The organism is Longimicrobium sp., assembly GCF_035474595.1.
GTDB lineage: Bacteria > Gemmatimonadota > Gemmatimonadetes > Longimicrobiales > Longimicrobiaceae > Longimicrobium.
This window is the reverse complement of the sequence record NZ_DATIND010000018.1, coordinates 1-25,805: the sequence shown is the minus strand read 5'-3', so window position 1 is coordinate 25,805 and position 25,805 is coordinate 1. Positions and strand designations below refer to the sequence as shown.

Below are 25,805 nucleotides of genomic sequence, written 5' to 3'. Positions count from 1 at the left end.
TCAGGTCGGACCCCCAACTCGCGTGCTACCTGTGCCGGCTTCTTCTCTCCGCTCGTCGCCAGCCGCACCGCCTCCACCTTGAACTCGCGCGTGTACTGCCTTCGCTTCTCAGCCATGGACCACCTCCTCGCCCGAACCTACGGGCTTATTGAGGTGTCCACCACCGTGGGGCAATCCCAAATCCTGAGGCCGACCGCACCGTCGTTGCCCTCGCAGGGGCGGTTGCAGGCCGAAGGATCCAGGGGCGAGGCCGCACGTGCGCTGCCGGATTGCACGATCGATCTCCGAATGCGGTATGAGTTGCGATCGGCTACGGCTGCGCGTCGAGCATCGGCTGGCCGGTGTCCGTGCTGAACGGCGCGGAGTTGTGCTCGTGCGTGATCATCCACCGCCCGCCGATGCGGCGCCAGCCGGTGGTCACGCGCACCCACATGTCCAGCGCGCCCGCGGTCACGGTGCCGCTGTAGCGGTTCAGCGAGTGCGAGAACGCCACGTCGCCGCCCGCGACGATCGCCAGGTCGCGCATCTCGAACCCGATCGGCCCCGAGAACGACGAGAACCACTCCGCCGCTCGCTGACGCGTCGCCTGGGCGCCGGCAAGCTGCAGCGCGTTCACCACGTCGAAGGTCAGCACGTCGTCCGCGACGTTGGTCATCGCCGCGTCCACGTCTTTGGCGCGCACGGCGGCCACGCGGCGCTCGATCGCCGCGCGGATCCCGGATTCGGCGGACGCGCCGGCTGCATCGGTCATCGATTCTCCTTTATCGGGAGAGAGTGGCATCCACGCGCCGGTCCGGGGCGCGGATAGGGCTTCGTAGTATGAGATTCGCCCGCCCACAGTCAAGCCGTGATCCCGATCTCCATCCCCAAACGATGCATCGGCGACCACACCGTCGCTGCCTCGCGAGAAGTCCGCGAAGGCGGACTGCGTGCCGTTGTAGCCGCGAGTTCACTCGCATTTTCGCGAATCTCATCACTCACTACGTCTGCTCTTCGCCGGTGATGCTCTCTTCAAGACCGTTGACAGGACAACGGTGGTGAGCTTATATAACCATCAGGTTACTTAACCAAATGGTTATATGCAGCAATCGACCGACCCACTGAGCGTCACCCTCTCCGCGCTGGCGGACCCCACGCGCCGGGCGATCCTGGCGCGGCTGGCGTCGGGCGAGGCGTCGGTGAAGGAGCTGGCGGAGCCGTTCGCGATGAGCGGCCCGGCCATCTCCAAGCACCTGAAGGTCCTGGAGCGCGCCGGCCTGATCACCCGCGGCCGCAACGCGCAGTGGCGTCCGTGCCGCCTGGAGGCCGGGCCGCTGCGCGACGTGGCCGACCTGGTGGAGCGCTACCGCCGGTTCTGGGACGAGAGCTTCGACCGGCTGGACGCGTATCTGGCCGATGTGCAGCGGAAGCAGAAGGAGAGCGAAGGCTGATCACCCGATGCCGCCGCAGCGAGGCGGCGTCATTCCTCATGGACCCCGAATCGCGAGACGAAAGATGACGACGGAAAGCACGGCAACCGGCACGGCGGCCGCCCCCAGCGACACGGCGGACCGCGAGGTCGTCACGACGCGCGTGTTCGACGCGCCGCGCGAGCTGGTGTTCGACGCGTTCACCGACTCCGCGCACGTCAGCGGGTGGTGGGGCCCGCGCGGCTTCACCACGACCACGCACGAGATGGACGTGCGGCCGGGCGGCGTCTGGCGCCACATCATGCACGGCCCGGACGGCACCGACTATCCCAACTACATCGTCTATCGCGAGGTCGTGCGCCCCGAGCGCCTGTCGTGGGCGCACGGCACCGCCCCGGGCGAGCCCGCCAGCTTCGACGCGACCGTGACCTTCGAGGACGAGGGCGGCCGCACGCGCGTGACCCTGCGCTCAGTATTCCCGACCGCCGCCGCGCGCGACTACGTGGTCCGCGAGCACGGTGCCATCGAAGGCGCCCGGGACACGCTGGAGCGCCTGGCCGAGCACCTGGCCTCGCCGGGTTGAGCGAGGGTCGGCCGGGTCCCCGCCGGGGAGGACCCGGCGATCCCGGACGGCGCAAAGAACTTCGGCAACGCCGCGGGATTGCATCCTCCCCACACTCCGCGTTCTTTTGGTGACGCGACGATTTCCCGGAGTGCCCACCCACAACCTGGAGACCGCATGCCGATCTTCGAACCCGCGCGCGAGCCGTGGCCCGGCCGGGCGCTGGCCGTCTACCGCATCGCCGGCGGGCTGCTGTTCATCACCTTCGGCACCATGAAGCTGTTCGGCTGGCCGCCCGCTGCGCCGCCCGGCGTGGTCCCGGTCCCGTGGATGTCGCAGATGGGGATCGGGGGGATGATGGAGATCGTCGGCGGGGCGATGATCGCGCTCGGCCTGCTCACGCGCCCCGTGGCGTTCGTCCTGGCCGGCGAGATGGCGGTGGCGTACTTCCAGTTCCACTTCCCGATGGGCTTCTTCCCGGAAACGAACAACGGCATCGGCGCCGTGCTGTACTGCTTTTTCTTCCTCTACCTGGTGTTCGCCGGGCCGGGGGACTGGAGTCTCGACGCGGAGATCGCCCGCTCGCGCCGCCGCACCGCCGACGGCGAGCACCCCGCCGCCCGCCGCGCCGCGATGGGGTGATGCGGTAGAGGCGGTTTCGAGTACGTCGGGCCGCGGGCCGGATCGAGCGTTTCGATCCGGCCCGCAATGCATCGCCGGTTTTCGGCGGTGGGTCGCGGGCAATACCGGCGTCCGGGTGGGAAAACGCGTGGCGGTGCCCGTCAATGGTTTCCGGCGGGAGAGCACACCGGGTTGGAACTGTGGATTCCGAGGCATTGTCCCCTCTGGCGCGAAATCCGGAGGCGCCATATGTTTCGGTCGGACGGCCGCTCCGGTTCCGGGAGGCCGTCTCCCGCAGGATCCCTCCGTATGCAGCGACTCCCGCCGTGTCCCACGGGCGAAGTGCCCTCAGGTTCGCGCGCTGCCGCCCCGCAATGAGACTCGTCCCACCCGAGGTGAATACGTTTATCCAATGATCATGTTATCCCCTGCCCGGGCGAGCACCAGCACGTCCACCGACGGCGCTACGCTCGATTTCCGGTGGATCGAGGACGACGGCCTGCTGCGCGACGAAGGCGTGCTCTTCGGGCTCGCCCGCGACGAGGGCGGGCTGAAGGCGAAAGAGGAGTGCATCCGCGCCTACTACCTCTTCTGCCGCGCCGAGACCGCCCGTGTCCGCGCGGGGCTGGAGGCGGAGCTGGCCCGGTGCGAGTCGCGCGAAGCCGCTCTCCCGCGGCCGCCGGCCAGCGTGGAACCAGCGTTCCCCGGCGACGGTGCTCCCGCCGCGCTCGCGGTGCGCTACGGGCTCGGTATCCTTGCGTCCGCCGCGGCGTGCGTGGGCACGGGCGCGCTCGTGTACGACCAGCTGCGCAGCGCCTTCGGGCCTGCCGCGCTCGTCACGCTGGGCGTGGTGGCGGCCGGGTTCTTCACCGCGTTCCTTCCCGTGTCGCTGCTCTTCGTGGCCGACGGTGCCGAGCGGCCGGGGCGGGTGGAGCTCTGGAAGATCCGCCTGGCCGAGTTCGGGGTGCCGCTCGTGGCCGCGGTGTTCGTGGCGGTGTGGGCGTGGGAGCGGTTGGGCGGCGTGCGGGCCGTTTCCACGGCCGCGCTGCTCTTCCTGGTGTTCGTGTTCGCAGGGCGGCAGCTGCTGAGCAGCGTCCCGCGCCTGGGCGAGGCGATCCGGACCATGCGGGCGCAGCGCGGCGCCCGGGCCGTGGACCTGCGCCACCAGGCGGAGGCGCGCACCGACGAGCTGCGGCGCGCCATCGCCTCGCTGCGCTCCGACGCGGAGTGGGACGCGATCCGCGACGCCAAGGTGGCGCTGTTCCGCAGCGAGTTCGGGCTCGCGGGCGGGTCCGGGCAGCATCCCGCGCGCTTTGTTTCCCCGTCCGCCGTGATCTCCTCCAACGGTTCCCGCTGATGCGCATCTCGATTCCCGGAATCTTCCGTCCCCGCCCGGAGCCTGCGCCCGAGGCCGCGCCCGCTCCGGCACCCGCGCAGCCGGCGCCGCGCGAGGTGGGGGAGACCACCGAGCGGTTCGGCGTTCCCGTCACCTACATGCGCAGCGACATTCCCGAGGTGGATTCGGCGTTTGGCTACGGACATCTCGACGGGCGCCGCGGCGTGCCGCCGGAGAACTTCCGCGAGTTCATCGCCCACACGGTGGAAGGCGAGGCGATCGAGCGGCTGCTGGCCGAGCTGGAGACTCGCGAGCGCGAGGCGCGCGAAAAGGCCGCGTCGCTGCGCAGCCAGCGCGCGGACCTTGCCGGCCGGACGGGCGAGCTGGCGGTGCTGCGCGAGCGAAGCGAACGGGCGGAGGCGGCGGCCGTCCGCGCGGATGCCGCGGTGCAGGAGGCCGCCGCGGCATCCGAGGGGCACTGGCAGTCGGGATCGAAGTCGCAGGCGGCGATCTTCCTGACCGCCGGGGCGCTGTTCATCTTCGGCGACGTGGTGATGTCGCAGAAGATCGTGGCCGACGCGCTGTCGCTCACCGGGTCGAAGATCTTCGGCCTGATCGACGAGTCGTGGGTGTTCGCCCTCGGCCTGGCCATGATCTCCATCGTCCTGAAGCCGGCGTACGACCGGCTGGTGGAGAAGCACTACTGGGAGGGGAAGGAGCGGAAGTTCGTCATCACCATCGGCGTGCTGGCGCTGCTTTCCGTGGTCACGCTCTGGGTGCTGGGCGCCTTCCGGTTCGAGGCCAACGGGATGCAGTCCGCCGTGCAGCTGGCGATGGCGAACCCGGACCCGGCGGCGCGTGGGCGGGAGCTGGCGACGATTCAGGCACAGATTAACGCCAGCGCGCTGGCCCGCTGGTCGTTCATCCTCTCGGGGATCCTGTTCGCAGCGGCCGGAGCGGCCAGCCTGGGGATCGGCCTGCGATACCTCCGTTTCCACCTCCACGTCCGCAAGCCGGCCGCCCGCCGGCTGAAGGAGCACGCGGCGGAGCGCGCGCAGGCGAAGGCCATGCGGGAAACCGCCGCCGCCGAGCTCGCGCGGCACGCCGCGGACCTCGAGCGCCTCCGTGCCACGCTGGCCGACGAGCCGCCCGCGACCGAGCTGGAGAACCGTGCCGAGTCCCTGGCCGTGGAGCGCCGCGCGCTGCTGGCCCGGCTGAGCAATGAGCGGCGGCTCCGTCTCCGCAGCCTGTACGACGACGGCTACGAGCTGGGAATCGCGGTGGCGGCGGACGAACGCGAAGCCACGGAGGGGGAGCGCCCTCGCCGCAAGCGGCCGCGTCCATTCGTCGCGCTTCGCCGTGCCCTGCGCGAGCAGGCGATCCCCCCTGCCACACTGAACTGAACCCGATGACGTTCTCGTTCCTCGGCGGAATGCTGGTCCGCCTCGCCCCGCTCGGCGTGGTATCTCTGCTCGCCGCCTGCCCGCCGCGGCAGGAATGCACTCCGCGGCAGAGGCTGGTCTTCTACGACCAGAGCGCCAGCAGCGTCGTCGACTCTCAGACGCAGGCGAGATTCGATTCCACCCTGGCGCAGCTTGCCGATTCGGTCGCAACGTGCAAGGGCAATGGGCTCCACGGCTTCCTCGTGCATGCCGCTACAACCGCAAAGTCGGAGCGGGTCGACGTCACCGATACACTCACCCGCGACACCGCGACCGGCACGACGATCCAGAAAGCGCAGAAAAAGACTCAGCTCGAGAGCAACGCGAACCTGTTGCGAAAGCAGGCACGCGACGCGATGCTCGGGTTGCGCACAGCCAGCGTGAAGCCGGCCTCTCGGGCGCACACCGACATGCTGGGTGTGCTGGCGGTCGCGAGCGACGAGCTCGCCCACACCGACTCCGGCGCGGTGGTCTACATCTTCGGCGATATGCGGGAAAGCATGCCTTCGCCGCGCCGCGATTTCGACGTTCATCCGCCGCAGTCCGGCGCCCAGGCCGAGCAGTGGGCGGATGCGGACACGGCGCTGTTCAGGGAACTGCACGTGGACAGGTCCCGGTTCCGCAACGCGGCGATCCGCGTGTTCATGGGCAATCTCGCCGACAAGCCGAACGCCGCAGCGGTGCGATCCTACTGGGAGCGCCTGTTCCGCAACGCCGGCTTTGACTCGACGAAGATCCAATACAACTGAAAGCGGGGACTGGATTTCAAGCTTTGATGCGGGCTGGCCGCCGCGGACACGTGCTCCGCGGCGGCCAGGTTGCTTCGTCAGTCCTCGCTCTTCTCGTCAGGTGAGGTCGCCCCGCTGACGGGGTGATCAGCGAATCTCCCCGAAAAGCACCGGACGCGGCGGGATAGCCTTCGCCAGCCGCTGCAGGAAGCTGGGCTTCTTCTCGTGGCGCACGCGGATCTCCTCGATGCGCGCCAGCACCTCCTCCGCACGGCCGTCGCGCGCGCCGAGATCGCGGAGGTCCACGAGGAGCGCCACGGCTTCGTCGTACCGCTTCGGCTGCTTGGTCGCGATCATCTCCTCCACCTTCGCCCACATCTCTCGTTCCATACCTGCGAGGCCGTCGAGGTAGCGCTCGCGCGCGGCGGCCATCTCCGCATCCTTCCGCGCCTTCTCGCGGGCGGCCCGCTCGGCGGCGGCGCGGCTGCGCTCTTCGGCGCGCCGTTCCGCGGCCTCGCGCAGCTCGCCGACGGTGCGCGGCGCGGAGGCCCCGGCCGGTGCGCCGAGCCGGGCCCGCATGCGAGCGGTGAGCTCGGCCGCGACCAGGCCGCCCTCCCCGCGCGCGACGCGGACGAGGAGATCCGTCTTCTCCGCCTCGCCGAGCGCGGCCACCCACGCGCGCACCTGCTCGCCATCGGGCTCGGCCCGCATCGCCGGGCTGAGTTCCGCCGCGGCGGCGATCCAGTCGTCGTCGATGCGCAGGAAGTCGGCGAACGCCTCCTGCGCCGCGGTGAGCTCGCCGAGCCCCGGCGGGACCGGCGGCTCCGTCTCGTGGTCCTCCGCTCCCTCGGTCAGCGCGTACAGCAGCCAGCCCAGGTACAGCGCGCGATGGTCTCCGCTCGCGATCTCCGCGCGCACCGGAAGGATCGAGGCCAGCACCCCGTCGTCTTCCCCCAGCCAGTCGGCACCTTCGTCCTCCGACGTGAAGGCGAGGATCACGTGATCGCCCCGGACCGATGACGAAGCGAGATCGCCGGGGCAGTAGAGCCCGGCGGTCTTCGCGTCCAGCACGCGCGACGGAAGGCGCAGCATCAGCTCATGCGTGCCCCAGTTGGCGAAGTACAGGAACGCGTCGAAGTACAGCTCCATCAGCTGGAACGCGTTGCCCTTGAAGCTGCCCCAGTTGTACTCGTTGACGAAACGGCCGGGGGTGATGGTGGCGCGCGACGAGATGCCGCGCAGCGTGCGCATCTCCTCACGGATGAGGGGGCGGTCGATCGCCTGGAACTCGTAGTACTGGTATTCGCTCAAGATTCGTGGCTCGCCGAGGGGGTCACTGCGTTCACCGGGGGAGATTCTACGACGTGGACGCGGCCTCCGCGAGGGGCACGGTGCGGCGACTGTTGCGTCTGCGTCGGTGGGGCGACACTTTGTCGCGATCTACCGCCTCGCTCCGTTCACTCCTACCCGCGGCCACCGACCTCGTATGACGCCGTCCTATCCACCCCCCGTCGACCGGCTGCTGGCGATGGGCCGGCCCGAGTTCCCGGGTGACTGGGCCGACTACCGGGAGATGGGGATCACCGGCGAGCACGTTCCGGAGCTGATCCGGATGCTGAGCGACCCTGAGCTCGCGGCTGCCGGCGAGGACTCGGCCGAGGTGTGGGCGCCCGTTTACGCCTGGCGCGCGCTGGGGCAGCTCGGCGCCGAGGCCGCCGTCGAGCCGCTGGTCCAGGTGCTGGAGAATGACGACGACGATTGGGCGCACGAAGAGCTGCCGGCAGTATTCGGGATGCTCGGCCCGGCCGCCGTCGAGCCGCTGCGCGTGGCGCTTGCCCGGCAATCGATCGGCTTCGATGTCATCACCGGGGCGACGACGGCCAACGGCCTGGCGGAGATCGCGAAGCGGCACCCGGAGACGCGCTCCGCGGTCGTCGACATCCTCGTCCGCCAGCTGCGTTGGTCCGGCCGGCAGCACCCCGCGCTGAACGCGTTCCTCGTCGGCGACCTGATCGAGCTGAAGGCGGTGGAAACGGCGCCCCTCATCGAGGAGATCTACGCCGCGGGCGAGGCCGACATCTCGGTCATGGGCGACTGGGAGGACGTGCAGCTGGAGCTCGGGCTGATCTCCGAGCGGGTCACGCCCCGGCCCCGGTACTGGACCTACACCCCGCACCTGCGCCCCTCGCCCGGCACCCCGAAGGCGGCGCACGGCGGCGCGATCCCGCGCGGCGACGTGGAGAAGCGCCGCCGCAAGGCCGAGAAGGCGGCGCGCCGGCGCAACCGCAAGCGGCGGTAGGCGCGGAGCGGGTTCAAGCCGATACCGCGGGTTGACGGCCCCCGCGGCATCCGTTTACAATTGTCGCGCAATCGGGAGTCGCGTCCCGGGAAACGCGGGTGCGGGGGAGGGAAGATCCTCCCGCGCCTGCCCGTCCGTCCCTCACCCGCGGGTGGGGGATGACGGCCCGGATGCGACTCCCGTTTTCGTGCCTCCAATCGGCGAACAGCCACACTCTACCCGTCACGGCGAGGTGCATCATGGACCAGAACGCGCACCGCTGAGCGCCGCCCTCCGGGGTGCCGCGCCGGCGGTGACCGACATCGTCACCACAACGGCAAACGACACCCGGGAGAAACCATGAGCACCACCGGACGCTATTTCGTGCGCGACCACAGATCCGGCCGCGTCTTCTGCGTAGAGCCCATCAACCGGCGCGACCAGAAGCTCGACGACCTGGGCTGGACCAACGGCGGCATCGACCCGGTCCGCGGCGGCGCCGTCGCCGAGGCGGACTCGGTCATCATGCCGGAGAACGGGTTCCGCAACATCACCGTCCTTCCGCCCGGCTCCAGCCCCGACGGCTACATCGAGATGCTGCTGAAGGCGCAGGATTCGGCAGGGCAGAGCTGACGAAAAGAAGGCGCCGCGGGAAGCATCCCCGCGGCGCCGCTTCGTGCCTTCCTGCGAAGATCAGGAAATGGATCGTGCGTTCAGAACGATCGAAGGAATCTCATACCGAATTGGGGATTGATCGTGCAATCCGGAAGCGCACGTGCGACCTCGCCTACAGATCCTTCGGCCTGCAATCGCTCGTGCAGGGGCAACGATGGTGTGGTCGGCCTCAGGATGACGTCTCTCTGTGCGTTTGTAATGCACAGATGATTGCCAGATCCGGTATCATCACACGGAGGGAAACGGAAAACGAAACGCAGTTCTCCGTTCCCTCCGTTCCCTCCGTGTGATTCCCTGCGGTTCGCCCGGCTGAGGAATGCACGGTCGATGGCCGACCCCGTATCTACTTCGCGACCGCCGACAGCGGCGCGTACGGGTTGGCGCCCGGGTTGTCGCACGCGAGCAGGGCCAGCCCCGTCCACGCCGACGAGGCCACGTGCAGGAAGTTGAAGTAGCTCCACCCCAGCCCCGGCCCGGTCTTCGCCTCGGCGGCGGGGGTGGCCACCACGCCATATCCGTCGCCGTTCCGGGCCTCGGTGATCTGGCGGGTGAGCGAGTCCAGGTAGCGCTGGGCCTCGCCGCGCATTCCCTCGTCGCCGCCGCGCAGCCAGAGCGCCATGGCGGCGCCGGCGGTGGCCTCGTTCTGCACCTCCTGGCCGTGCTCCGCGAACTTCGTCCCCGCGAAGCCCTCGCTGGTCGCGTCCATGTGGTTCAGCATGTAGATCAGGCTGAGCCGCTCGTTGTTCCCGGGGTCGATCCCCGCCAGCGCCGTCCAGCTCTGCGTGTCGGTGGGAATCACGCCGCTGTTCAGCTCCATCTTCTCCCCCGTTCCCGTCACGTAGCACACCACGTCGCGGCGCGGCGTCACCCGGCAGGCCAGCACCAGCTTCCGCGCGCTGGCCGACGCGTCGGCCCACGCCGGGTCGCCGGTGAGGTGGTGGAGGTTGGCGAAGAAGGAGAAGGCGTCCACGTTGTGCTCCACCGAGCGCCACGGGTACTTCGTCCCCCAGTGGTCCTCGCCGCCGCTGAAGCCGCCCCAGGCGTCCGCCACCCTGCAGTTCTCCAGCATCCACCCGCCGATCTTCTCCGCCGCGTGCAGGTAGCGGTAGCGGCCCGTGCGGTGCGCCATCCGCGTGAGCGCCAGCCCCGCCCAGCTCATGTTTCCCACGTCGCGGCGCCCGCCATCGTGCACGAACACCGACGTCGTGTTCCCCATTCCCCGGTCCAGCAGCTCGTCGGCGCGCGTGGCGGCCACGATGCGGCCGCCGCCCTTCGCGTCGTGGTTCTGGGCCACCACCAGCGCGTCGGCCAGGTCCGCGGCGCGCGCCATCTCTCCCCGCTCCTGGAAGTAGATGCAGGCCATCGCCGTGTCGTAGGTGTCGGCGCGGGTGTGCATCACCGCGTGCTCGCCCGCCAGCGCCTCGGGCGACAGGCGGTACGTCTGCGCGTAGCGCGGCCCGGCGATGGCGAACTGGTCCATCTGCTGCTCCAGGAACAGGTCCAGCCGGTCCAGCACCGAGCCCTTGGCCCGCGCCGGCCGCGCCCCGGCGATGGTGAGGGGAAAGGTGAGCACCCGGCGCTCGGCCTTTGCCTGCCCCTTCTTCTCCCGCTCCACGCCCGGCCAGTCCACCAGCTTCATGAACTCCCTGGTGTAGTTCAGCAGCTTGCGGTTCCAGAGGTCGGTGTACTCGCCGACGATCTTCGTGTCGTAGGCGGTCAGCGCCTTGTAGGTGGCCTGCTCGGTATCGGCGTAGCGCACGTCCACGCGGTCCATCCGCAGTCCGTCGGCGATCTTCTTGATCACCGGCAGCCCGTGCGGCCCGGGCTGCCAGCGGTTCTCGGCGAAGCGGTCGTAGACGGTGAAGTGCACGGACCTGGTCTGCGCGCCCTCGTTCACGTTCAGGTCCTCGATCACCAGCCGTCCCTTGCCCTCGGCCACCATGGCGCGGCGCCACGCCAGCGCGCGCTGGAACAGGCTGCCGGCCAGGTCGCTGTACATGATGGCGGTGTGGTTCAGCGCCGCCTGGTGCTCGTAGCGGTGCGGCTCCAGCGCCTTCTGCTCCATCAGCACGGCGATGTGCGCCAGCGACAGCGGGCGGAGGATGTCGGGGATGGCCAGCAGCTGCGCGTTGGGCAGCGCCACGCACTCGGCCACGGCGGCGTTCAGCTGCGTGACCATGAAGGCCAGGCGCAGCTTGCGCTCTTCGCGGTCGGTGATCCAGGCGAACTGCCGCAGCTCGTTGCCGAACGCGCGCAGCCGGGCGAACAGGTTGGCGGCGTTGTTGGCGCCCAGCGACGCCACCATCTCGTCCAGCCGGCTCCCCACCAGCCCCTGCACGCGCCCCTCCATCTCTGCCCAGATGTCCACGTCGGGCTTCGGGAAGAGCACGGTGTCGACCAGGTAGTTCACGAACCCGCCGGCCACCGGGATCTGTCCCGCGGCCATGCCGATGAGCTGGTGCAGCACGTCTTCGGCGTTGAGCTTGTCGAGTGCCAGTTCCATGCTGCGCTCCGTTGGCTGGGAGATGGGGAGACGGGAGATGCCGGGCGCTCACGCCCACCCGGCCGCACGGTGGGGCGCGGGGCGATGGCGAGGGCGGGAGGGAGATCCGGCCGGGGACGGCGGTCGCGCACGTGCGCGATCCGCTCGCGGTGAAGCCGTGGATGCGGATATAGAATCACGGGTTACGCGCGCGGACAATGCTTTCGGCGGCTCTTCGCGCGCCCCGCGAACCGACGGCGCGTTGCGAGCGCGCGCAGGGAATCACGGCGGTTCACTTCCCCGGATCGATCGGGATGTCGGTGGTGGTGGTGATGCTCGGGCGGGGGATGCGTAGCGGGCCGGACCGGAGATTCCGGCCCGGCCCGCGGCGTTCAGGGAAGCGTCAGGACGGCAGCGTCGGGCTCCTCGTGGAAGTCGCGCACGCGGATGTATCGATCGCGCAGGAGCTGGGCCGAAGCCTGCACGGAGCAGTTCCCAAGCCTGAGCCAGACGACCTTCGGCGGAAATCCGAGCCGCAGGCTCCGCTGCAGGAAATCGGAATCCTTCGTCACGACGGTGAACCCGTGCTCCGCGGGGTAGCCCCAGATGACGGTGTCCGTCGCGTCGGCCATCCCCAGGTCCCGAACGTGGGCGCAGCCCTCGTACACGTCCGCGAGAAGGCGCACGAGCTTCCACGAGAGGTTCTGGTCGAACAGGAGCTTCACAGGCCGGCCATGAGCCTGCGCTCGCGATCCGCCGCGAACGCCAGCGAGGCGCGGATGTCTTCCGGCTCAAGGTCCGGAAAGTCCTCGAGAATCTCCGCCTCCGTCATTCCCGAGGCGAGATACTCCAGCACGTCCTGAACCGTGATCCGGAGGCCGCGGATGCATGGCTTTCCGCTGCGCTTGTCCGGCTCGATCGTGATGCGGTCGCGGTAATCCATCTCGTTCCTCGCTGACAGGCGGCATGGACCGGTGGTGGTCCACGGTGGTCCATCGTGGTCCACTAATCTATGCCAATGACAATTTTGGTCACTACGGCCGTGTGCGCGGTACCGCCGCAGGAGCACTGCCCGCGAAATCCTTGCGAAACGGATGTCGCGCGCGCTCCGTGCACCTGTCCCCGCCGCCGCGTCACCCCGATCCGCTTGTGAGGAACCCATGCTGCTGATCATCGCCCTCGTTCTCGTGGCCGCCATCGCCGCGCTGCTCGCCTTCGCGGCGACGCGGCCCGACACCTTCCGGGTCGAGCGCTCCGCCACGATCTCCGCGCCGGCGGCGCGCATCTTCCCGCACCTGGACGACTTCCACCGCTGGAGCGCGTGGTCGCCCTGGGAAAAGATCGACCCGGCGCTGAAGCGCACCTGGTCGGGCGCCGAGCACGGACCGGGCGCGGTGTACGGGTGGGAGGGGAACAGCAAGGTGGGGCAGGGGAGGATGGAGATCGTGGAGAGCGACGCGCCGTCGCGGCTGCGCATCCAGCTCGACTTCCTGAAGCCGTTCGAGGCGCACCACACCGCCGTCTTCACGATGGTGCCCGAATCCGGCGGCACGCGGGTGACCTGGGCGATGCACGGCAACCACACCTTCGCCACCAAGGTGATGTGCCTGTTCATGCCGATGGACCGGATGGTCGGCCCGGACTTCGAGCGCGGGCTGGCCAACCTGAAGTCGGTCGCCGAGTCCGAGCCCGCCCCGCAGCCGGCGTGACGCGCCGCTCCACGGGATCGGCGGCGCTCCGGGCCGGTTGCCCCCATCGGGCGTGACGTTGCGGTGGTGCGGAGGGCGGGCTACGATGCGCCGGTCCCGCTCGACCGCAACCGCTCGCCCGCCGCGCCCCGATGCCACGCTCTCCGTCCCTCGCGCTCCTGGCCGCCTCCGCGCTGGCGCTTCCGCTGCACGCCCAGGTGCCGGCCGACACCGCTCCTGTGAGCTGCTCGAGCTGCGCGGAATGGAACCAGCCGCAGCGGCCGTTCCGCGTCTTCGGCAACACCTGGTACGTCGGCACGCACGGGCTCGGCGCCATCCTGGTGACCTCGCCGCGCGGCCACGTGCTGATCGACGCCGCGCTCCCGCAGTCGGCCCCGCTGGTGATGGCGAACGTGCGCGCGCTCGGCTTCCGCGTGGAGGACATCCGGCTGATCCTGAACTCGCACGTGCACTTCGACCATGCGGGCGGGCTCGCGGCCGTGCAGCGCGTTTCCGGCGCGCGGGTGGCGGCGAGTGCGTCCAGCGCGCGCGTGCTGGAGCGCGGCGCGTCCGGGCCCGACGACCCGCAGTACGGCTCGCTTCCGGGCTTCCCCGCGGTCCGCGGCCCCGTGCAGGTCGTCGCCGACGGCGAGACGGTGCGCGTGGGCGATTTGGCGCTGACCGCGCACGCCACGCCGGGGCACACGCCGGGCGGCACCACGTGGAGCTGGCGGTCGTGCGAGGGCGAGCGCTGCCTGGACCTGGTCTACGCCGACAGCGAGACGCCCATCTCGGCCGACGGCTTCTACTTCACCCGCAACACCACGTATCCCGGCATCGTGGCCGACTTCGAGCGCGGCCAAGCGGTGCTGGAGCGCCTCTCCTGCGACGTGCTGCTGACCCCGCACCCGGGCGCCTCGTCGCTGTTCGAGCGCCTCGCCGCCCGCGACGCCGGTGCCCCGGACGCCTTCGTGGACCGCGCCGCCTGCGCCCGCTACGCCGCCACCGCCCGCGAGGCGCTTGCCCGCCGCCTGGCCGAGGAGCGCGCGAAGCTGGGGGGGTGACGCGCGGCGTCTTTCCCGTGGGTGGTGAACGGCACTCACAACGTCTTGCTCTGAGCCCAATGCGCACGCAGCAATGGCGGGCATACAAGGCGGCCGCGAGGCAAAGCCCGCGCGGCCACCGTTCTCGTCTACGGAACCGGGATTGGAAAGCTGGTGCGGTTCAGGTAGTTCGGTCCCGGCTGTCGTGTTCTCATCACCTGGCGTACGCGCATACTTGGTACCGGAAGCATTGCTGATTTCTTGGACGTAGACGAGAGGAAGCATGTCGAAATTAACCCAGATCGAAAACGCGCTTCTTACTCTCGAAGGCGGGCGCTTCCACCAATTGTGCGATGCGTACCTCCACTGCCGTGGCTACGAAGGTATCAATTCGCTAGGTCGTGTGTTGGGTTCCGACAAAGTGGCGAAAGGGACGCCAGATACTTGGATAGCTCAGCCGAACGGGCGTTTCATCTTTGCAGAGTACACAACGCAAGTTTCAAATGTGGAGAGAAAACTCAGGTCGGATTTCGCCAAGTGTATTGATGAGGCGAAGACAGGCGTTCCAATTGGCAAAATACAAGAAGTTATCTTTTGCTATACGGGTAGATTGGCGCCCGCTGAGGCGAGTGCGCTACTGGAGGAGGCAGTCGCTCATAACGTTCTTCTCACCTTAATTGGTATCGGACCGCTGGCATACGCTCTGTATCTACAATACCCAGGACTCGCGTTGGAGTACCTTGGAGTCGAGGTTGATACTGGCCAGATCATACCTCCTAGCGCGTTTGTTGCCAGCTACGGAAGGAACGCGCTGACCACGCCGCTGGATACCGTTTTTCATGGGCGTGAGTCCGAGATTGCAGACTTTCTCGAGAAAATAGGATCAAACAATGTAATCCTGATCGCCGGAAAATCTGGTGTCGGGAAGACTCGTTTTGCACTGGAAGCTATTCAACAGTTTTGTGAGAGAAATCCCAAGTGGCGTGCTTGCTGCATTCTGAATCGTGGGCGTGATCTCTTCAACGACCTTCGCATTCACTTCCCCGTAGGAAAAAAGTTCCTTGTTCTTGTCGATGACGCGAACCGACTTACAAACTTCAACCACGTTCTTCAACTTCTTCACGAACCTCTCCGGGCCAACAGCTTTAAGGTGGTTGCTACAGTTCGCGACTATGCACTTAGTAGCGTTAACGAATTAACGCGCGTATACCGAGGAGTGACAGAACTGGAGGTCGATCCGCTATCAGACAACGAAATAGAGTTCATCGTTCGCGAACATTTTACGATTACAAACTCCTACTTCCTCAACAGAATCGTGGAAGTAGCGAGGGGAAACCCTCGGTTGGCTCTGATGGCTGCTCAGGTCGCCGCGCGGGAGAAGAACATCGAGAGCCTTGCTGATGTCACAACTCTATATGAGGAATACTATGCGACTGTACGGCAGGATCTCATTGCGCTAAATGATCCGTTAATTCTACGTGTCGCTGCTGTTATCGCGGTGTTTCGTACAATTGACAAGGAAAATAGCGAGCAGATGGGCCTAATTGAAGATACGTTTGGAATCCGTTCAAATGTATTCTGGGAGGCGGCGAGAGAAATGCACAAATTAGAACTGGTTGACATGTATGAATCAGAAGTCATCAAGATTTCTGACCAGGTACTTGCAACATATCTGTTCTATCTGGGTTTCTTCAAAGGAACGGGAGTTTTTGATGTAAATGTTCTATTTGAGGCGTTCTTTCCCCGGCTTCGCCGCCGTCTTCTGGATGCAATTTATGCCGCTTCAACAGTATTCGATGGTGAGCTGATTCGGGCGAGACTTCGGAACCCGGTCGAGAAAACCATCAGTCGCGCCCGTGCTATAAACGACGAGCGAGCTTTCTTACTGGCGGTGGATACATTTTGGTTTGTAGTCCCGACGGACGCACTTCTCGCCGTTCAGGAGCGCGTAGAGTCGATGTTAACAGAACCGCGAGATCAGCCCTTGAACTTCGATTATAAGAGAACATCCCCATCAGTGGCTGAAGGTTCTGTCCTTCACATTCTTGGTAAGTTCAGGTACAGTGGTGATTTACTTCGACCCGCCCTTCAGATGTTGCTGGATTACGCGGTGAAGCATCCCAGCGACTTGCCCCACATAACAGGCTACTTGGTCCAGCGATATGGGTTCAGGCATGTCTCGCATTGGGAGGGTTTTGAGGTCGAGTCCACCGTTGTCGATGTCCTGATTGATACAATTGCGAGTTCACGGGACGATCTAGTAATCCGGGTTTTTTTCGCGGTCGCGAAGGAGTTCCTGAAAACTCACTTCAGCTCGACTGAGACCACACGTGACGATTCTTTGGCGGTTTGGCGTTTTAACTTGGCTGATGCGCCCGATGTGGTTGTTCTCCGCCGTAAAATTTGGAGCGAACTCTTTCGTCTCGCAGATACAGAATATTTCCCGGACGTACTCGGCGTCTTACACTCATACGCAACCTCCACGGCGGATATCACCGTAAGGAACATTGTAGAAGCTGACGCGAATTTGCTTTTACCGTTCATCTCGTCGCGGCTTCAACCAGCCGATTTTGATCACTGTGTTTTTGTCCAAGACTACTTAGATCTCCTTCGACTTCGTAGGGTGTCATATCCTCGAGGGCTTCGTAGCCGATTTAAGAACGATCTATTCAAATTAGCTCAGCTCCTCAATCCGTCGTGGGAAATGCGTGCGAAGGTTGGTATCTCAGCGTACAGCACGTGGCACTATTCGAGGGTTCATAGATTTTTCCGAAGGTACTCTGCCGCGGATTATACCTCCTTCTTTGTCAACGTAGGAGTTTTGCTACAGAAGGTCACAACCGATCACGCACGCGGACAACTCGAAATCGGCGTCGAATCCGTTCTCAGGGAGCTTGCCGAGCGTGATTCGCAGCTCTACCTCTCCGTGATAGGTGAGTATGTGGCAATGGGAAACTCACTCAATTTACGGGGTTATTCCGTGCCGGCGACACTAATCGCCACAGCAGGGGAGGCTGCCGCCTACTCCACCCTAACTGAGCATGAGTATAATCTCCGTCGTCAGTGGGTGTTCCAGTACTATGTTGCCCTTCCCGCGCATTTGGCATCGCGGGCTCATGTGGAAGGTCTCTGCTCTTTGCATAGGGTAGGCGAGATTCATGATTTTCCGTACGATCTAAGATACCTCTTCAAGTATGCTGCTGTCGATCCAGATGTGTTCCGACGCGTGGTGTCGATCGTACTCGAACGTGCCGAAAATGGTGATCACGTAACTGGGTTTTTTGAGTCGCTATTTAGTCTTGGTCGGGAGTCCGATATAGATCTCTTGCAACTGTTCAACGCGGATCCGGACTTGCTTACACGAGCGTATCTCTGGATGCAGATCGGTGGACAGTATTCCGACCATGATGGATCAGCATTCAATTTGTTGCTGACTCACGATCCTGATTTCGGTACGAAATATGTAGATTGGGTTTTTGAGCACCATTCCGGGCGCGACAAATGGGATGCCCCAGACCCCGGCCGCGATCACCGGAACTACGACGTCATCTGGCGACGTGACGATTACCGCCGGATCATGAAAGGAATCATCCGGAAGATCTACGATCTGGAGGCGACGCGTATTGCGTTCCGCTCGTATCTGCGGGTGTTTTTTGCTGTGCGTGCGCCGATCCCGGATGGAGCTGAGGGTAGTAGTGATGCTATCGTCCGAGAGCGGCAGGACGAATTTCTGACAGCATTGGTGTTGGATTCGCCCACCGACATTGACTTTCTCGCATGGGTGTTCACAACCACTGTTCACTTTAGTCCGGAGAGAAAGTATAGGCTGCTCGAAGCTTTCCTAACGAAAAATCGGAACGTCCACGACTTCCGCCGTCTCGCGATTGATTCGAAGTCTTGGGCGGGTCGCGGTAGCTTTGTTCCCGACATCCATAGACGGATTGATATTCTGATGTCGTTCTTACCACTATTTAACGCACCTGATCTGCTCCGTCACCGCAAAATCGTTGAAGCCGAAATTGCAGAGTATCGGCGCTGGATGGAGTTAGAAATGAAACGCGACTTCATGCGAGACTGAACTGCCAACGTGTTCATAGCTCGAACCAGCGCAGAGCCCTTCCTATTCACACCCCAGCATCTACGTAGATCCTCCACTGGCTCGGCTTCTGCATCCGTTCCGACCGGAGTGAACGGCCGTACGCCAACCCGACTCCGGAGCCCATGCCCGCAGCCTTCCGCACGCACGCCCCCGCCTCCCGAGCCCCATCGGGAGGCGCATGAAGCTGGTCGTTTTCGGCCTCACCATCACCTCCAGCTGGGGGAACGGGCACGCCACCCTCTGGCGCGGGCTCACGCGCGCGCTCATCGCCCGCGGGCACCGCGTGGTCTTCTTCGAGAAGGACGTCCCGTGGTACGCCGGCGCGCGCGACCTGTGGGAGATCCCGGGCGGCGAGCTGGTCCTCTACCCCTCGTGGGACGCCGTCCTCCCCTACGCGCGCAGCCACCTGGCCGACGCCGACGTGGCGATGGTCACCAGCTACTGCGCCGACGGCGTCCAGGCCGCGCGAGCCGTGCTGGACTCGCCCGCGCAGCTGCGCACCTTCTACGACATGGACACCCCCGTCACCCTCGACGGGCTGAAGAGCGGGCGCGAGGTGCCGTATCTCCCGCCGGAGGGCCTCGGCGGCTTCGACCTGGTGCTCTCGTTCACCGGAGGCTCGGCGCTGGAGCAGCTCCGCACGACGCTCGGCGCCCGGCGCACCGCGCCGCTGTACGGGCACGTCGACCCGGACGTCCATCGCCCCGTGCCGCCGCTGGAGGGGCCGCGCGCCGACCTCAGCTACCTGGGCACCTACGCCGAAGACCGGCAGGCCGCGCTCGAGGCGCTGTTCATCGAGCCCGCGCGGCGGATGCCTGGGCACCGCTTCGCCATCGCCGGGGCGCAGTATCCGCACGACTTCCCGTGGACCGGCAACGTCTTCTTCCAGCGCCATCTCCCCCCGGCCGATCACCCGGCGTTCTTCTGCTCGTCCGCGCTCACGCTGAACGTGACGCGCAGGGCCATGGCGGAGATGGGGTTCTGCCCCAGCGGGCGCCTGTTCGAGGCGGCGGCGTGCGGCGTTCCCATCCTCAGCGACGCGTGGGACGGGCTGGACGCCTTCTTCGCCCCCGGCGACGAGATCCTGACCGCCTCCACCACCGACGAGGCGGTGGCCGCCATCTCCCTCCCGCGCGACGAGCTCACGCGCATCGCCGCCGCCGCGCGCGAGCGGACGCTTGCGGCGCACACCAGCGAGCGCAGGGCGATGGAGCTGGAGGAGATGCTGGACGCCGCGGTGCGCGGCGAGGGGTGGCGGTCGGACGCGGATGCGGCCGAGGGATCCCTGGCGATGGAGGCGTGAGGAGATGTGGGGAATCGTGCCGGCGGCGGGCGCGGGAACGCGCATCCAGCCGCTCGCGTTCAGCAAGGAGCTGCTCCCCGTCGGCAGCCGCGAGGACGAGGACGGGGTGGAGCGGCCGCGCGCCGTCAGCGAGTACCTGGTGGAGCGGATGATCCGCGGCGGCGCCGACCGCATCTGCTTCGTCATCTCCCCGGGGAAGTCCGACATCCTGGGCTACTACGGCGGGGAGATGGGCGGCGCCTCGCTGTGCTACGTGGTGCAGCCGAAGCCGGCGGGGCTCTGCGACTCCATCTTCCGCGCCCTGCCGTTCATCTCTCCCGATGACGACGTGCTGGTGGGCCTCCCCGACACCCTCTGGTTCCCGGAAGACGGGTTCCGGGCGCTGCCGGACGGCGAGCTCTCGTTCCTCCTCTTTCCCGTGGACCGCCCCGAGTTCTTCGACGCCGTGGTGCACGACGAGGACGGCTCGGTGCGCGAGATCCAGGTGAAGCAGCCGGGCGCGGCCACGCACTGGGTGTGGGGCGCGTTCAAGCTCCCCGCGCGCACCCTGGCCGAGCTGCACGCGCTCTGGCAGGAGCGCGGCCGGCGCGACGAGTACATCGGCACGCTGGTGAACGCGTGGCTGGCGGCGGGCGGCCGCGCGCGCGGCGTCCGCGCCGGCGAGGCGTACGTGGACGTGGGCACGCTGCACGGCTACCGCGAGGCCATCCACGTGCTGGAGGAGCGCCCCGCCGACGTGGCCCGGTGGGGCGGACCCGCCGGAGCGTAGGCGGATGCATCCCGGGAAGGCGGGGGGATACGGCTGCGTCCGCTGCTGGCCCGCGGACGCGGACGCCGCGTGGGAGGCCCGGCAGGCGCTCCGCCGCGAGGCCGAGATGGCGGACGAGCCGCACTTCCACGTGATGGTCCTGGCGTGCGGCGCGTGCGGCCAGCGGTTCCTCTCGGTGTTCATCGAGACGGTGGACTGGGGGAACGGCGACGACCCGCAGCACTGGAGCCTTCTCCCGCTCACCGCGCACGAGGCCGCGAAGCTTCGCGGCGGCCTCTCCGCTCCCGCGCTCGAGGCCCTGGGGCGCCACCGCCGCTCGCTCCGGCGCGATCATCCGGCCGGCGGCGCGGCGCGGGCGTTCTGGTCCACCGGCGTCGCCACCGCCCCGCACGACTAACACCGGATCTGGCGATCACCTATCGTTGAACCCGCCGCCGGGCCGAACAGCCTCGCGCAGTTTGCGAGGCTTCCCGTAGTTGTTGCTGCAACTTCAGTCGCCGGTGAGGGGCGCATCTCAGGTGCGCGATCGGTCCGGGTGTTGCGTGCGTCCATCCGGATTTCCGCGGGCATGCGGTCCAACCCCTGAAGCCGTTTGGAGATGACGACCATCGTAGAACCCGGGGCGCTCTCGCCCGAGTTGCTGGAGAAGCGCGTCCGTGAGCTGGGGCCGTGGTTCCACAACCTGGACCTGAAGGGGGTGAAGACGGCCCCCGACCACTTCCTGGGCGACTATCCCAGCTTCAAGTTCGCCAACTTCGCGCACGTTATCCCGCCGGACCTCACGGGGAAGACGGTGCTCGACATCGGCTGCAACGCCGGGTTCTACAGCATGGAGATGAAGCGCCGCGGCGCGTCCCGCGTCGTCGGCGTGGACAGCGAAGACCTGTACCTGAACCAGGCGCGCTTCGCCGCCGGGGTCGAGGGGCTGGACATCGAGTACCGCAAGATGTCGGTGTACGACGTGGCCGCGCTCGGCGAGAAGTTCGACTTCGTCATCTTCATGGGCGTACTCTACCATCTCCGCCACCCGCTCCTGGCGCTCGACCTCCTCCGCGAGCACGTGGTGGGCGACCTGCTCCTCTTCCAGAGCATGCAGCGCGGCTCCGAGGACTCGATCGACGTGGGCGCGAACCACGAGTTCTGGGAGACGGAGCTGTTCGACCTGCCGGCTTATCCCAAGCTGCACTTCATCGAGCACCGCTACGCCGACGACCCCACCAACTGGTGGGTGCCGAATGCCGCCTGCGCCGAGGCCATGCTGCGCAGCGCGGGCTTCCAGGTCGTGGAGCACCCCGAGCAGGAGGTCTACCTCTGCCGTGCCGCTGCCGTCCCGGACGAGTTGCAGCGGGCCGTCTACCCCGCGCGGACGGGAGACGGCCGGTGATCGAGGCGGTGATGCTCTGGAACGAGCCGAACAACATGTCCCACTGGGACTTCGGCATCGACCAGGGCTGGCGGATCTACGCGGACATGGTGAGGCGCGCCGGGGCCGCCGTGCGCGCGGAGAAGCCCGGCCTCACCCGTGTGCTGGGGGGGATGAGCCCCATCGACCCCGGCTTCGTGTCGCACCTCCGGCAGCAGGGCGCGCTGGACGAGGTCGACGTGGTGGCCGTCCACGGTTTCCCGCTCGACTGGAACCTGTGGAGCGTGGACGACTGGCCGATGAAGCTGCAGTCCGTGCGCGACGTCACCGACCGCCCGGTGTGGGTGACCGAGGTCGGCGTCAGCACGTACGCCAACGAGGAGGTGCAGCGGCTGGGGCTGGAGAAGACGGCGGGGATGCTGATCGGCCGCGCGGAGCGCGTGCACTGGTACTCGCTCTTCGACCTTCCGCGCGCCTGGGGGGCCACCACGCGGCACAAGGAGCGCGAGGGCTCGTCGTACTTCCGCCACTTCCACATGGGCCTCGTCCGCCCGGACGGCACGCCCAAGAAGGCGTTGAGGACCTTCGCGGAGTATGCACCGGAGCTGGGCCTCTGCCAGTGGTTCCACTACGAGGATCCGCGGCTGGACGACGCGGTGCGGTGGTTCCGCGAGCTGGGGGTGAAGAAGGTGCGCACCGGCCTGGCCTGGAGCGACGACCACGACCGCGACGCCGAGGCGTGGTTCGACCGGCAGATGGCCGCGCTGGAGGAGTTCGACGTCACCGTCACCTTCTGCTTCACCCCCGAGTGCCGCGGCGTGGTCCCGCACCACACCAGCCCCCCCCGGGTGGTGGACGAGTTCGCCGACTTCTGCGCGCGGATGGTGCGGCGGTACGGATGAGGGACAGGGGATAGAGGACAGGGGACAGGGATTTCGAAAGGGCTCACGGCGCGGTGCGCGGTGACTTTGAAAGCCGGTCGATGTAGTTGCCGCACAACGATTTACGATCAGAATCCCGTATAAATACCAGCGCGGGTGCGGCCGGAATGCCGCACCCGCGCTCGGCGGTTAATCGCCGTCTAAGAATCGAAATAAAACCTTTTGGAGGTTTCCCTCGTCCTATTCCACGAGCAGCACGAAACGCTGCGACCTGGAAACCACGAGCCGACCGAGGATACCATGACCAAGTCTTTCGCCAACACCGTCCGTGCCACCTTCGCGCTGTTCATGCTGGGCGTGGGATTGTACGCAGGAGTCGACAGCCTGGTGGCGCACGAGCTATCCGGCCGCGGCCTGAGCAGCTGCGGCAGCGCCGACCACCCCTGCGCGCTCGCGCCGCTGCACGTGGTCAGCGGCCGCACCGGCGCGGGCCTCGCCAGCACGGCGACGCTCCCGGGCGCGCTCCGCAACGCGATCGCCGAGTCCTGACCGGTCGAACCTCGGCCTCGCTTTCCAGATAGATGCCCCGGCGGCGCATTCGGGCGCCGCCGGGGCCGTTTCATACGAAGTCCTAAGTCCCAAGTCCCAAGTCCCAAGTGCCAAGTGCCAAGTGCCAAGTGGTCGCGGCGACGACATTCGCGCGACCTCCGACTGCCTTATCTCACGCGGAGACGCAGAGAACTCAGTGCCGCGTTTAGTTCTCCGCGGCTCCGCGTGAGATTAATCGGAGCCGGTCGACACGCTCGGACACAGCGGCGTCGTGGGCTTCTGCGCGGGGGGCGTCCACACCACGCCGCCGATGACCGTGGCGAGGATGGGGACGGCGCAGAGGCGCGTGGGATCGACCGTGAACGGGTCCTGGCCCAGCACCACGAAGTCGCCCAGCTTTCCCTGCCTGAGGCTGCCGATGTCGCCCTCGGCGCCCAGCAGGTACGCCGAGCCCATGGTCATGGCGCGCAGCGCCTGCCCCACGGTGATGCGGTGCTGCGGGCCCAGCACGCTGTCGCTCGGCGTGGTGGGCATGATGCGGTTCACCGCGTTCCACGCGGAAAAGAGCGGCGCCGCGGGCGTCACCGGCGCGTCGGAGTGCAGCGAGAAGGGAATGCCGCGCGAGAGCGCCCAGTCCGCGGCCGAGATGTCGGCGGCGCGGGCGCCCAGCGTGTAGCGCTCGTGCTGCGGGCCGTAGTACCAGATGTGGCCGGCGAACAGGTTCACCGTGCCGCCCAGCGCCCGGATGGCGTCGTACTGGCCGGGGCGCGCGGCGGGGTTGTGCTCGAAGGTGGTGCGGTGGTCCGCCCAGCGATGCGCGGCCTGCAGCTTTCCCACGGCGCGGATGAGCTCCTCGGTGGCCGAGTCGCCGTTCACGTGCACCGCCAGGCGGAACCCCGCGTTCCAGAACGGCTGCGCCAGCGCCACGATGCTGTCCGGCTGCACGTTCCAGATCGGGTTCTCGCCCGGCGGCGGCGGCGCCACGTAGCCCGACGAGAGCACGGCGGTGTAGCCCTGCACCGAGCCGTCGAAGATGATCTTCACCGGGCCCACGTGGATCTTGCCGGTGTCGCGCCTGGCCTCGGCCTGCAGGTGGGCCACCGCGCCGGCGGCGCCGTAGTTGGCGATCAGCGCCGTGGCGCTGTAGCCCAGGTACACCCGCGGGAACGCCGGGTCCAGCGCCGCCGCGGTGCCGTACAGCGCCCGCGCGACCTCCTCCTGCTCCTTCGTCCCGTCGCCGAACAGCAGGTCGGTGGCGGTGGTGATCCCGGCGCGGCGCATGAGGTTGGCCGAGCGGTCCAGCGCGCCCTCGGCGTAGCGCACGAACGTGGGGTCCGCCCTGGCGAACGCGGCGAACGCCAGCTCCACCGCGGCCAGCTCGTCCAGCTCGCCGGTGGGCTTTCCGTTCAGCTGCACCACCGCCCCGAGGCCACCAGCTGGTTCCACAGGGCGGGGTCGTGGTTCCGCGCCAGGCCCAGCATGGTGTCGTTGCACACCACGATGTGCCCGCTGGCGAGCTGCACCATCACCGGCACGGTGCTGCTCACCTGGTTCAGCTCGCTGGCCGTGAGCCGCGAGCCGTTCCAGTAGATGGGATCGGTGCCGTACCCGAACACCGGCCGGCCGGGATGCTGCGCCAGCTCGGCCTGGAGGGTGGAGACCACCCCCGCCAGCGTGGGCACTCCCGGCTGCAGCGTGCCGTCGGGCGCGGGGCGGCTTCCGTACCCCACGTACGGCGTGGCCGCGAACATCCCGTACATCTGGAAGTGCGTGTGCGCCTCCACGAAACCGGGAAAGATCACGTTCGCGGCGAAGCGCCGGTCCACGCTGTAGCGCAGCCCCCTCTGCCCCAGGACGCGGGCGACCGACGCCGAGTCGCCCACGGCAACGATGCGGCCGGCCTGCACGGCCAGGGCGGGGGTGGAGGTGACGAGCGAGTCCTGCTCCATCGTGTAGATCCGCGCCGCGCGGAACATCACCGCCTGCGCCGCCGCCGGAAGCGGGGCGAGCAGGAGGATGAACGGCAGGAGCGCGCGAAGGTGCTTCGTGGGTCTGTGCATGGATCGGGATCTGGAGATGTGGGTCGCTGGATACGGCGGGAAACGCCGCCGTGGAAGGCACGCACCACGCCAGATATTCATCCGATCTGCAAACCCATTGCATCCCATCGCGTTGATCCACATCCCCCGACGTCTCTTCCGGAGCGCCGCCGCACCACCCCGATGCACCCGCTGCAACGGGACGATGCCACGGATGTTTTGCATCCCCCAATTCTCCTGCATCTCACGCGGAGACGCGGAGACCAGCGATGCCGCCCCTCGCACTCCGCACTCGGCACTCGGCACTCGGCACTCGGCACTCGGCACTCAGCACTCAGCACTCAGCACTCAGCACTCAGCACTCAGCACTCAGCACTCAGCACTCAGCACTCAGCACTTGTTAGCGGCGGGCGTAAATCTGACACTTTCGGCGGGCGAAAATCTGACAGTCGGCATCGCACTCGTGGCGGTCTGCGCGTGAGGTGAGCGCGCGGGCGGCCGATCCCACAGGTTGGCTCCTCCACCCCAAGCGGAGGAG

The 25,805-nt window shown here is 67.1% G+C and carries 25 protein-coding genes; 17 read left to right on the top strand and 8 right to left on the bottom strand.

What is annotated here, in order from left to right; all coding sequences use genetic code 11:
- Together VLK66_RS03050 and VLK66_RS03045 are read right to left on the bottom strand one after the other, a co-directional pair.
- Positions 1–116 (bottom strand): transposase (locus VLK66_RS03050; RefSeq protein WP_325307805.1); only part of this gene is annotated, 116 nt, incomplete at its 3' end.
- Between the two features lie 194 nt (positions 117–310).
- Positions 311–751, bottom strand: coding sequence for a YybH family protein (locus VLK66_RS03045; RefSeq protein WP_325307803.1), 441 nt, complete (start codon positions 749–751; stop codon positions 311–313).
- Positions 752–1,079: 328 nt separating this feature from the next.
- On the opposite strand from VLK66_RS03045, the gene VLK66_RS03040 reads away from it, so the two are divergent.
- The 6 genes from VLK66_RS03040 to VLK66_RS03015 all read left to right on the top strand — a co-directional run bounded on the left by VLK66_RS03040 (position 1,080) and on the right by VLK66_RS03015 (position 6,119).
- The gene (locus VLK66_RS03040; RefSeq protein ID WP_325307801.1) at positions 1,080–1,430 is read left to right on the top strand and encodes a metalloregulator ArsR/SmtB family transcription factor; all 351 of its coding nucleotides are present in this window, start codon (positions 1,080–1,082) and stop codon (positions 1,428–1,430) included.
- A 64-nt stretch (positions 1,431–1,494) separates the two neighbouring features.
- Entirely contained in the window at positions 1,495–1,992 is a 498-nt protein-coding gene (locus VLK66_RS03035) for an SRPBCC family protein (protein WP_325307799.1), read from the top strand.
- Between the two features lie 156 nt (positions 1,993–2,148).
- Positions 2,149–2,613: a DoxX family protein gene (locus tag VLK66_RS03030; protein ID WP_325307796.1), complete on the top strand. Its 465-nt coding sequence runs from the start codon at positions 2,149–2,151 to the stop codon at positions 2,611–2,613.
- Between the two features lie 397 nt (positions 2,614–3,010).
- Positions 3,011–3,949 carry a hypothetical protein gene (locus tag VLK66_RS03025; RefSeq protein ID WP_325307794.1) on the top strand — a complete coding sequence of 313 codons (939 nt, stop codon included), beginning with the start codon at positions 3,011–3,013 and terminating at the stop codon, positions 3,947–3,949.
- Positions 3,949–5,331, top strand: a complete 1,383-nt coding sequence (locus VLK66_RS03020; protein ID WP_325307793.1) for a hypothetical protein — start codon at positions 3,949–3,951, stop codon at positions 5,329–5,331. Before VLK66_RS03025 ends, VLK66_RS03020 begins: the two co-directional genes overlap by 1 nt.
- A 5-nt stretch (positions 5,332–5,336) precedes the next feature.
- Positions 5,337–6,119 carry a hypothetical protein gene (locus tag VLK66_RS03015; protein WP_325307792.1) on the top strand — a complete coding sequence of 261 codons (783 nt, stop codon included), beginning with the start codon at positions 5,337–5,339 and terminating at the stop codon, positions 6,117–6,119.
- 126 nt (positions 6,120–6,245) lie between these two features.
- On the opposite strand, the gene VLK66_RS03010 is transcribed toward VLK66_RS03015, so the two are convergent.
- Entirely contained in the window at positions 6,246–7,409 is a 1,164-nt protein-coding gene (locus VLK66_RS03010) for a hypothetical protein (protein WP_325307790.1), read from the bottom strand.
- 175 nt (positions 7,410–7,584) lie between these two features.
- On the opposite strand from VLK66_RS03010, the gene VLK66_RS03005 reads away from it, so the two are divergent.
- Together VLK66_RS03005 and VLK66_RS03000 are read left to right on the top strand one after the other, a co-directional pair.
- Positions 7,585–8,397, top strand: a complete 813-nt coding sequence (locus VLK66_RS03005) for a hypothetical protein (RefSeq protein ID WP_325307788.1) — start codon at positions 7,585–7,587, stop codon at positions 8,395–8,397.
- 339 nt (positions 8,398–8,736) lie between these two features.
- The gene (locus VLK66_RS03000; protein WP_325307787.1) at positions 8,737–9,009 is read left to right on the top strand and encodes a hypothetical protein; all 273 of its coding nucleotides are present in this window, start codon (positions 8,737–8,739) and stop codon (positions 9,007–9,009) included.
- Between the two features lie 385 nt (positions 9,010–9,394).
- Here VLK66_RS03000 and VLK66_RS02995 read toward each other — a convergent pair whose 3' ends face one another.
- The 3 genes from VLK66_RS02995 to VLK66_RS02985 all read right to left on the bottom strand — a co-directional run bounded on the left by VLK66_RS02995 (position 9,395) and on the right by VLK66_RS02985 (position 12,476).
- Positions 9,395–11,554 (bottom strand): hypothetical protein, encoded by a 2,160-nt coding sequence (locus VLK66_RS02995; RefSeq protein WP_325307785.1) that lies wholly within the window; start codon positions 11,552–11,554, stop codon positions 9,395–9,397.
- Between the two features lie 371 nt (positions 11,555–11,925).
- A complete protein-coding gene (locus VLK66_RS02990) occupies positions 11,926–12,258 on the bottom strand; it encodes a DUF5615 family PIN-like protein (protein ID WP_325307783.1) in 333 nt (110 codons plus the stop codon).
- Positions 12,255–12,476 (bottom strand): DUF433 domain-containing protein, encoded by a 222-nt coding sequence (locus tag VLK66_RS02985; RefSeq protein WP_325307781.1) that lies wholly within the window; start codon positions 12,474–12,476, stop codon positions 12,255–12,257. The genes VLK66_RS02990 and VLK66_RS02985 overlap by 4 nt, the downstream gene beginning before the upstream one ends.
- A 217-nt stretch (positions 12,477–12,693) precedes the next feature.
- On the opposite strand from VLK66_RS02985, the gene VLK66_RS02980 reads away from it, so the two are divergent.
- From VLK66_RS02980 to VLK66_RS02940, 9 genes are all read left to right on the top strand, one after another.
- Positions 12,694–13,242 carry an SRPBCC family protein gene (locus VLK66_RS02980; protein ID WP_325307779.1) on the top strand — a complete coding sequence of 183 codons (549 nt, stop codon included), beginning with the start codon at positions 12,694–12,696 and terminating at the stop codon, positions 13,240–13,242.
- Between the two features lie 131 nt (positions 13,243–13,373).
- Positions 13,374–14,285 carry a subclass B3 metallo-beta-lactamase gene (gene bla / locus VLK66_RS02975; protein ID WP_325307777.1) on the top strand — a complete coding sequence of 304 codons (912 nt, stop codon included), beginning with the start codon at positions 13,374–13,376 and terminating at the stop codon, positions 14,283–14,285.
- Between the two features lie 262 nt (positions 14,286–14,547).
- Entirely contained in the window at positions 14,548–18,342 is a 3,795-nt protein-coding gene (locus VLK66_RS02970) for a hypothetical protein (protein WP_325307775.1), read from the top strand.
- A 199-nt stretch (positions 18,343–18,541) separates the two neighbouring features.
- The gene (locus VLK66_RS02965; protein ID WP_325307773.1) at positions 18,542–19,666 is read left to right on the top strand and encodes a CgeB family protein; all 1,125 of its coding nucleotides are present in this window, start codon (positions 18,542–18,544) and stop codon (positions 19,664–19,666) included.
- A gap of 4 nt (positions 19,667–19,670) precedes the next feature.
- Positions 19,671–20,435, top strand: a complete 765-nt coding sequence (locus VLK66_RS02960) for a nucleotidyltransferase family protein (protein ID WP_325307771.1) — start codon at positions 19,671–19,673, stop codon at positions 20,433–20,435.
- 4 nt (positions 20,436–20,439) lie between these two features.
- Complete coding sequence (locus VLK66_RS02955) at positions 20,440–20,832, top strand: hypothetical protein (RefSeq protein ID WP_325307769.1); 393 nt, start codon at positions 20,440–20,442, stop codon at positions 20,830–20,832.
- A gap of 201 nt (positions 20,833–21,033) precedes the next feature.
- Positions 21,034–21,819, top strand: coding sequence for a TIGR04290 family methyltransferase (locus VLK66_RS02950; protein ID WP_325307767.1), 786 nt, complete (start codon positions 21,034–21,036; stop codon positions 21,817–21,819).
- A complete protein-coding gene (locus tag VLK66_RS02945) occupies positions 21,816–22,700 on the top strand; it encodes a glycosyl hydrolase (protein ID WP_325307766.1) in 885 nt (294 codons plus the stop codon). The genes VLK66_RS02950 and VLK66_RS02945 overlap by 4 nt, the downstream gene beginning before the upstream one ends.
- 279 nt (positions 22,701–22,979) lie before the next feature.
- On the top strand, positions 22,980–23,228 hold the full coding sequence (locus tag VLK66_RS02940) for a hypothetical protein (protein WP_325307765.1): 249 nt from the start codon (positions 22,980–22,982) through the stop codon (positions 23,226–23,228).
- A gap of 231 nt (positions 23,229–23,459) precedes the next feature.
- Here VLK66_RS02940 and VLK66_RS02935 read toward each other — a convergent pair whose 3' ends face one another.
- Positions 23,460–24,722: an amidohydrolase gene (locus VLK66_RS02935; protein ID WP_325307764.1), complete on the bottom strand. Its 1,263-nt coding sequence runs from the start codon at positions 24,720–24,722 to the stop codon at positions 23,460–23,462.
- The gene (locus VLK66_RS02930) at positions 24,635–25,288 is read right to left on the bottom strand and encodes an amidohydrolase family protein (protein ID WP_325307763.1); all 654 of its coding nucleotides are present in this window, start codon (positions 25,286–25,288) and stop codon (positions 24,635–24,637) included. Before VLK66_RS02930 ends, VLK66_RS02935 begins: the two co-directional genes overlap by 88 nt.
- Positions 25,289–25,805 lie beyond the last annotated feature (517 nt).

Excerpts from the sequence above, each read along its gene's own strand:
- VLK66_RS03045 (WP_325307803.1), bottom strand. The coding sequence starts at position 751 with ATGACCGATGCAGCCGGCGCGTCCGCCGAATCCGGGATCCGCGCGGCG.
- VLK66_RS03040 (WP_325307801.1), top strand. The coding sequence starts at position 1,080 with ATGCAGCAATCGACCGACCCACTGAGCGTCACCCTCTCCGCGCTGGCG.
- VLK66_RS03035 (WP_325307799.1), top strand. The coding sequence starts at position 1,495 with ATGACGACGGAAAGCACGGCAACCGGCACGGCGGCCGCCCCCAGCGAC.
- VLK66_RS03030 (WP_325307796.1), top strand. The coding sequence starts at position 2,149 with ATGCCGATCTTCGAACCCGCGCGCGAGCCGTGGCCCGGCCGGGCGCTG.
- VLK66_RS03025 (WP_325307794.1), top strand. The coding sequence starts at position 3,011 with ATGTTATCCCCTGCCCGGGCGAGCACCAGCACGTCCACCGACGGCGCT.
- VLK66_RS03020 (WP_325307793.1), top strand. The coding sequence starts at position 3,949 with ATGCGCATCTCGATTCCCGGAATCTTCCGTCCCCGCCCGGAGCCTGCG.
- VLK66_RS03015 (WP_325307792.1), top strand. The coding sequence starts at position 5,337 with ATGACGTTCTCGTTCCTCGGCGGAATGCTGGTCCGCCTCGCCCCGCTC.
- VLK66_RS03005 (WP_325307788.1), top strand. The coding sequence starts at position 7,585 with ATGACGCCGTCCTATCCACCCCCCGTCGACCGGCTGCTGGCGATGGGC.
- VLK66_RS03000 (WP_325307787.1), top strand. The coding sequence starts at position 8,737 with ATGAGCACCACCGGACGCTATTTCGTGCGCGACCACAGATCCGGCCGC.
- VLK66_RS02995 (WP_325307785.1), bottom strand. The coding sequence starts at position 11,554 with ATGGAACTGGCACTCGACAAGCTCAACGCCGAAGACGTGCTGCACCAG.
- VLK66_RS02985 (WP_325307781.1), bottom strand. The coding sequence starts at position 12,476 with ATGGATTACCGCGACCGCATCACGATCGAGCCGGACAAGCGCAGCGGA.
- VLK66_RS02980 (WP_325307779.1), top strand. The coding sequence starts at position 12,694 with ATGCTGCTGATCATCGCCCTCGTTCTCGTGGCCGCCATCGCCGCGCTG.
- bla (WP_325307777.1), top strand. The coding sequence starts at position 13,374 with ATGCCACGCTCTCCGTCCCTCGCGCTCCTGGCCGCCTCCGCGCTGGCG.
- VLK66_RS02970 (WP_325307775.1), top strand. The coding sequence starts at position 14,548 with ATGTCGAAATTAACCCAGATCGAAAACGCGCTTCTTACTCTCGAAGGC.
- VLK66_RS02965 (WP_325307773.1), top strand. The coding sequence starts at position 18,542 with ATGAAGCTGGTCGTTTTCGGCCTCACCATCACCTCCAGCTGGGGGAAC.
- VLK66_RS02960 (WP_325307771.1), top strand. The coding sequence starts at position 19,671 with ATGTGGGGAATCGTGCCGGCGGCGGGCGCGGGAACGCGCATCCAGCCG.
- VLK66_RS02955 (WP_325307769.1), top strand. The coding sequence starts at position 20,440 with ATGCATCCCGGGAAGGCGGGGGGATACGGCTGCGTCCGCTGCTGGCCC.
- VLK66_RS02950 (WP_325307767.1), top strand. The coding sequence starts at position 21,034 with ATGACGACCATCGTAGAACCCGGGGCGCTCTCGCCCGAGTTGCTGGAG.
- VLK66_RS02940 (WP_325307765.1), top strand. The coding sequence starts at position 22,980 with ATGACCAAGTCTTTCGCCAACACCGTCCGTGCCACCTTCGCGCTGTTC.
- VLK66_RS02930 (WP_325307763.1), bottom strand. The coding sequence starts at position 25,288 with ATGCACAGACCCACGAAGCACCTTCGCGCGCTCCTGCCGTTCATCCTC.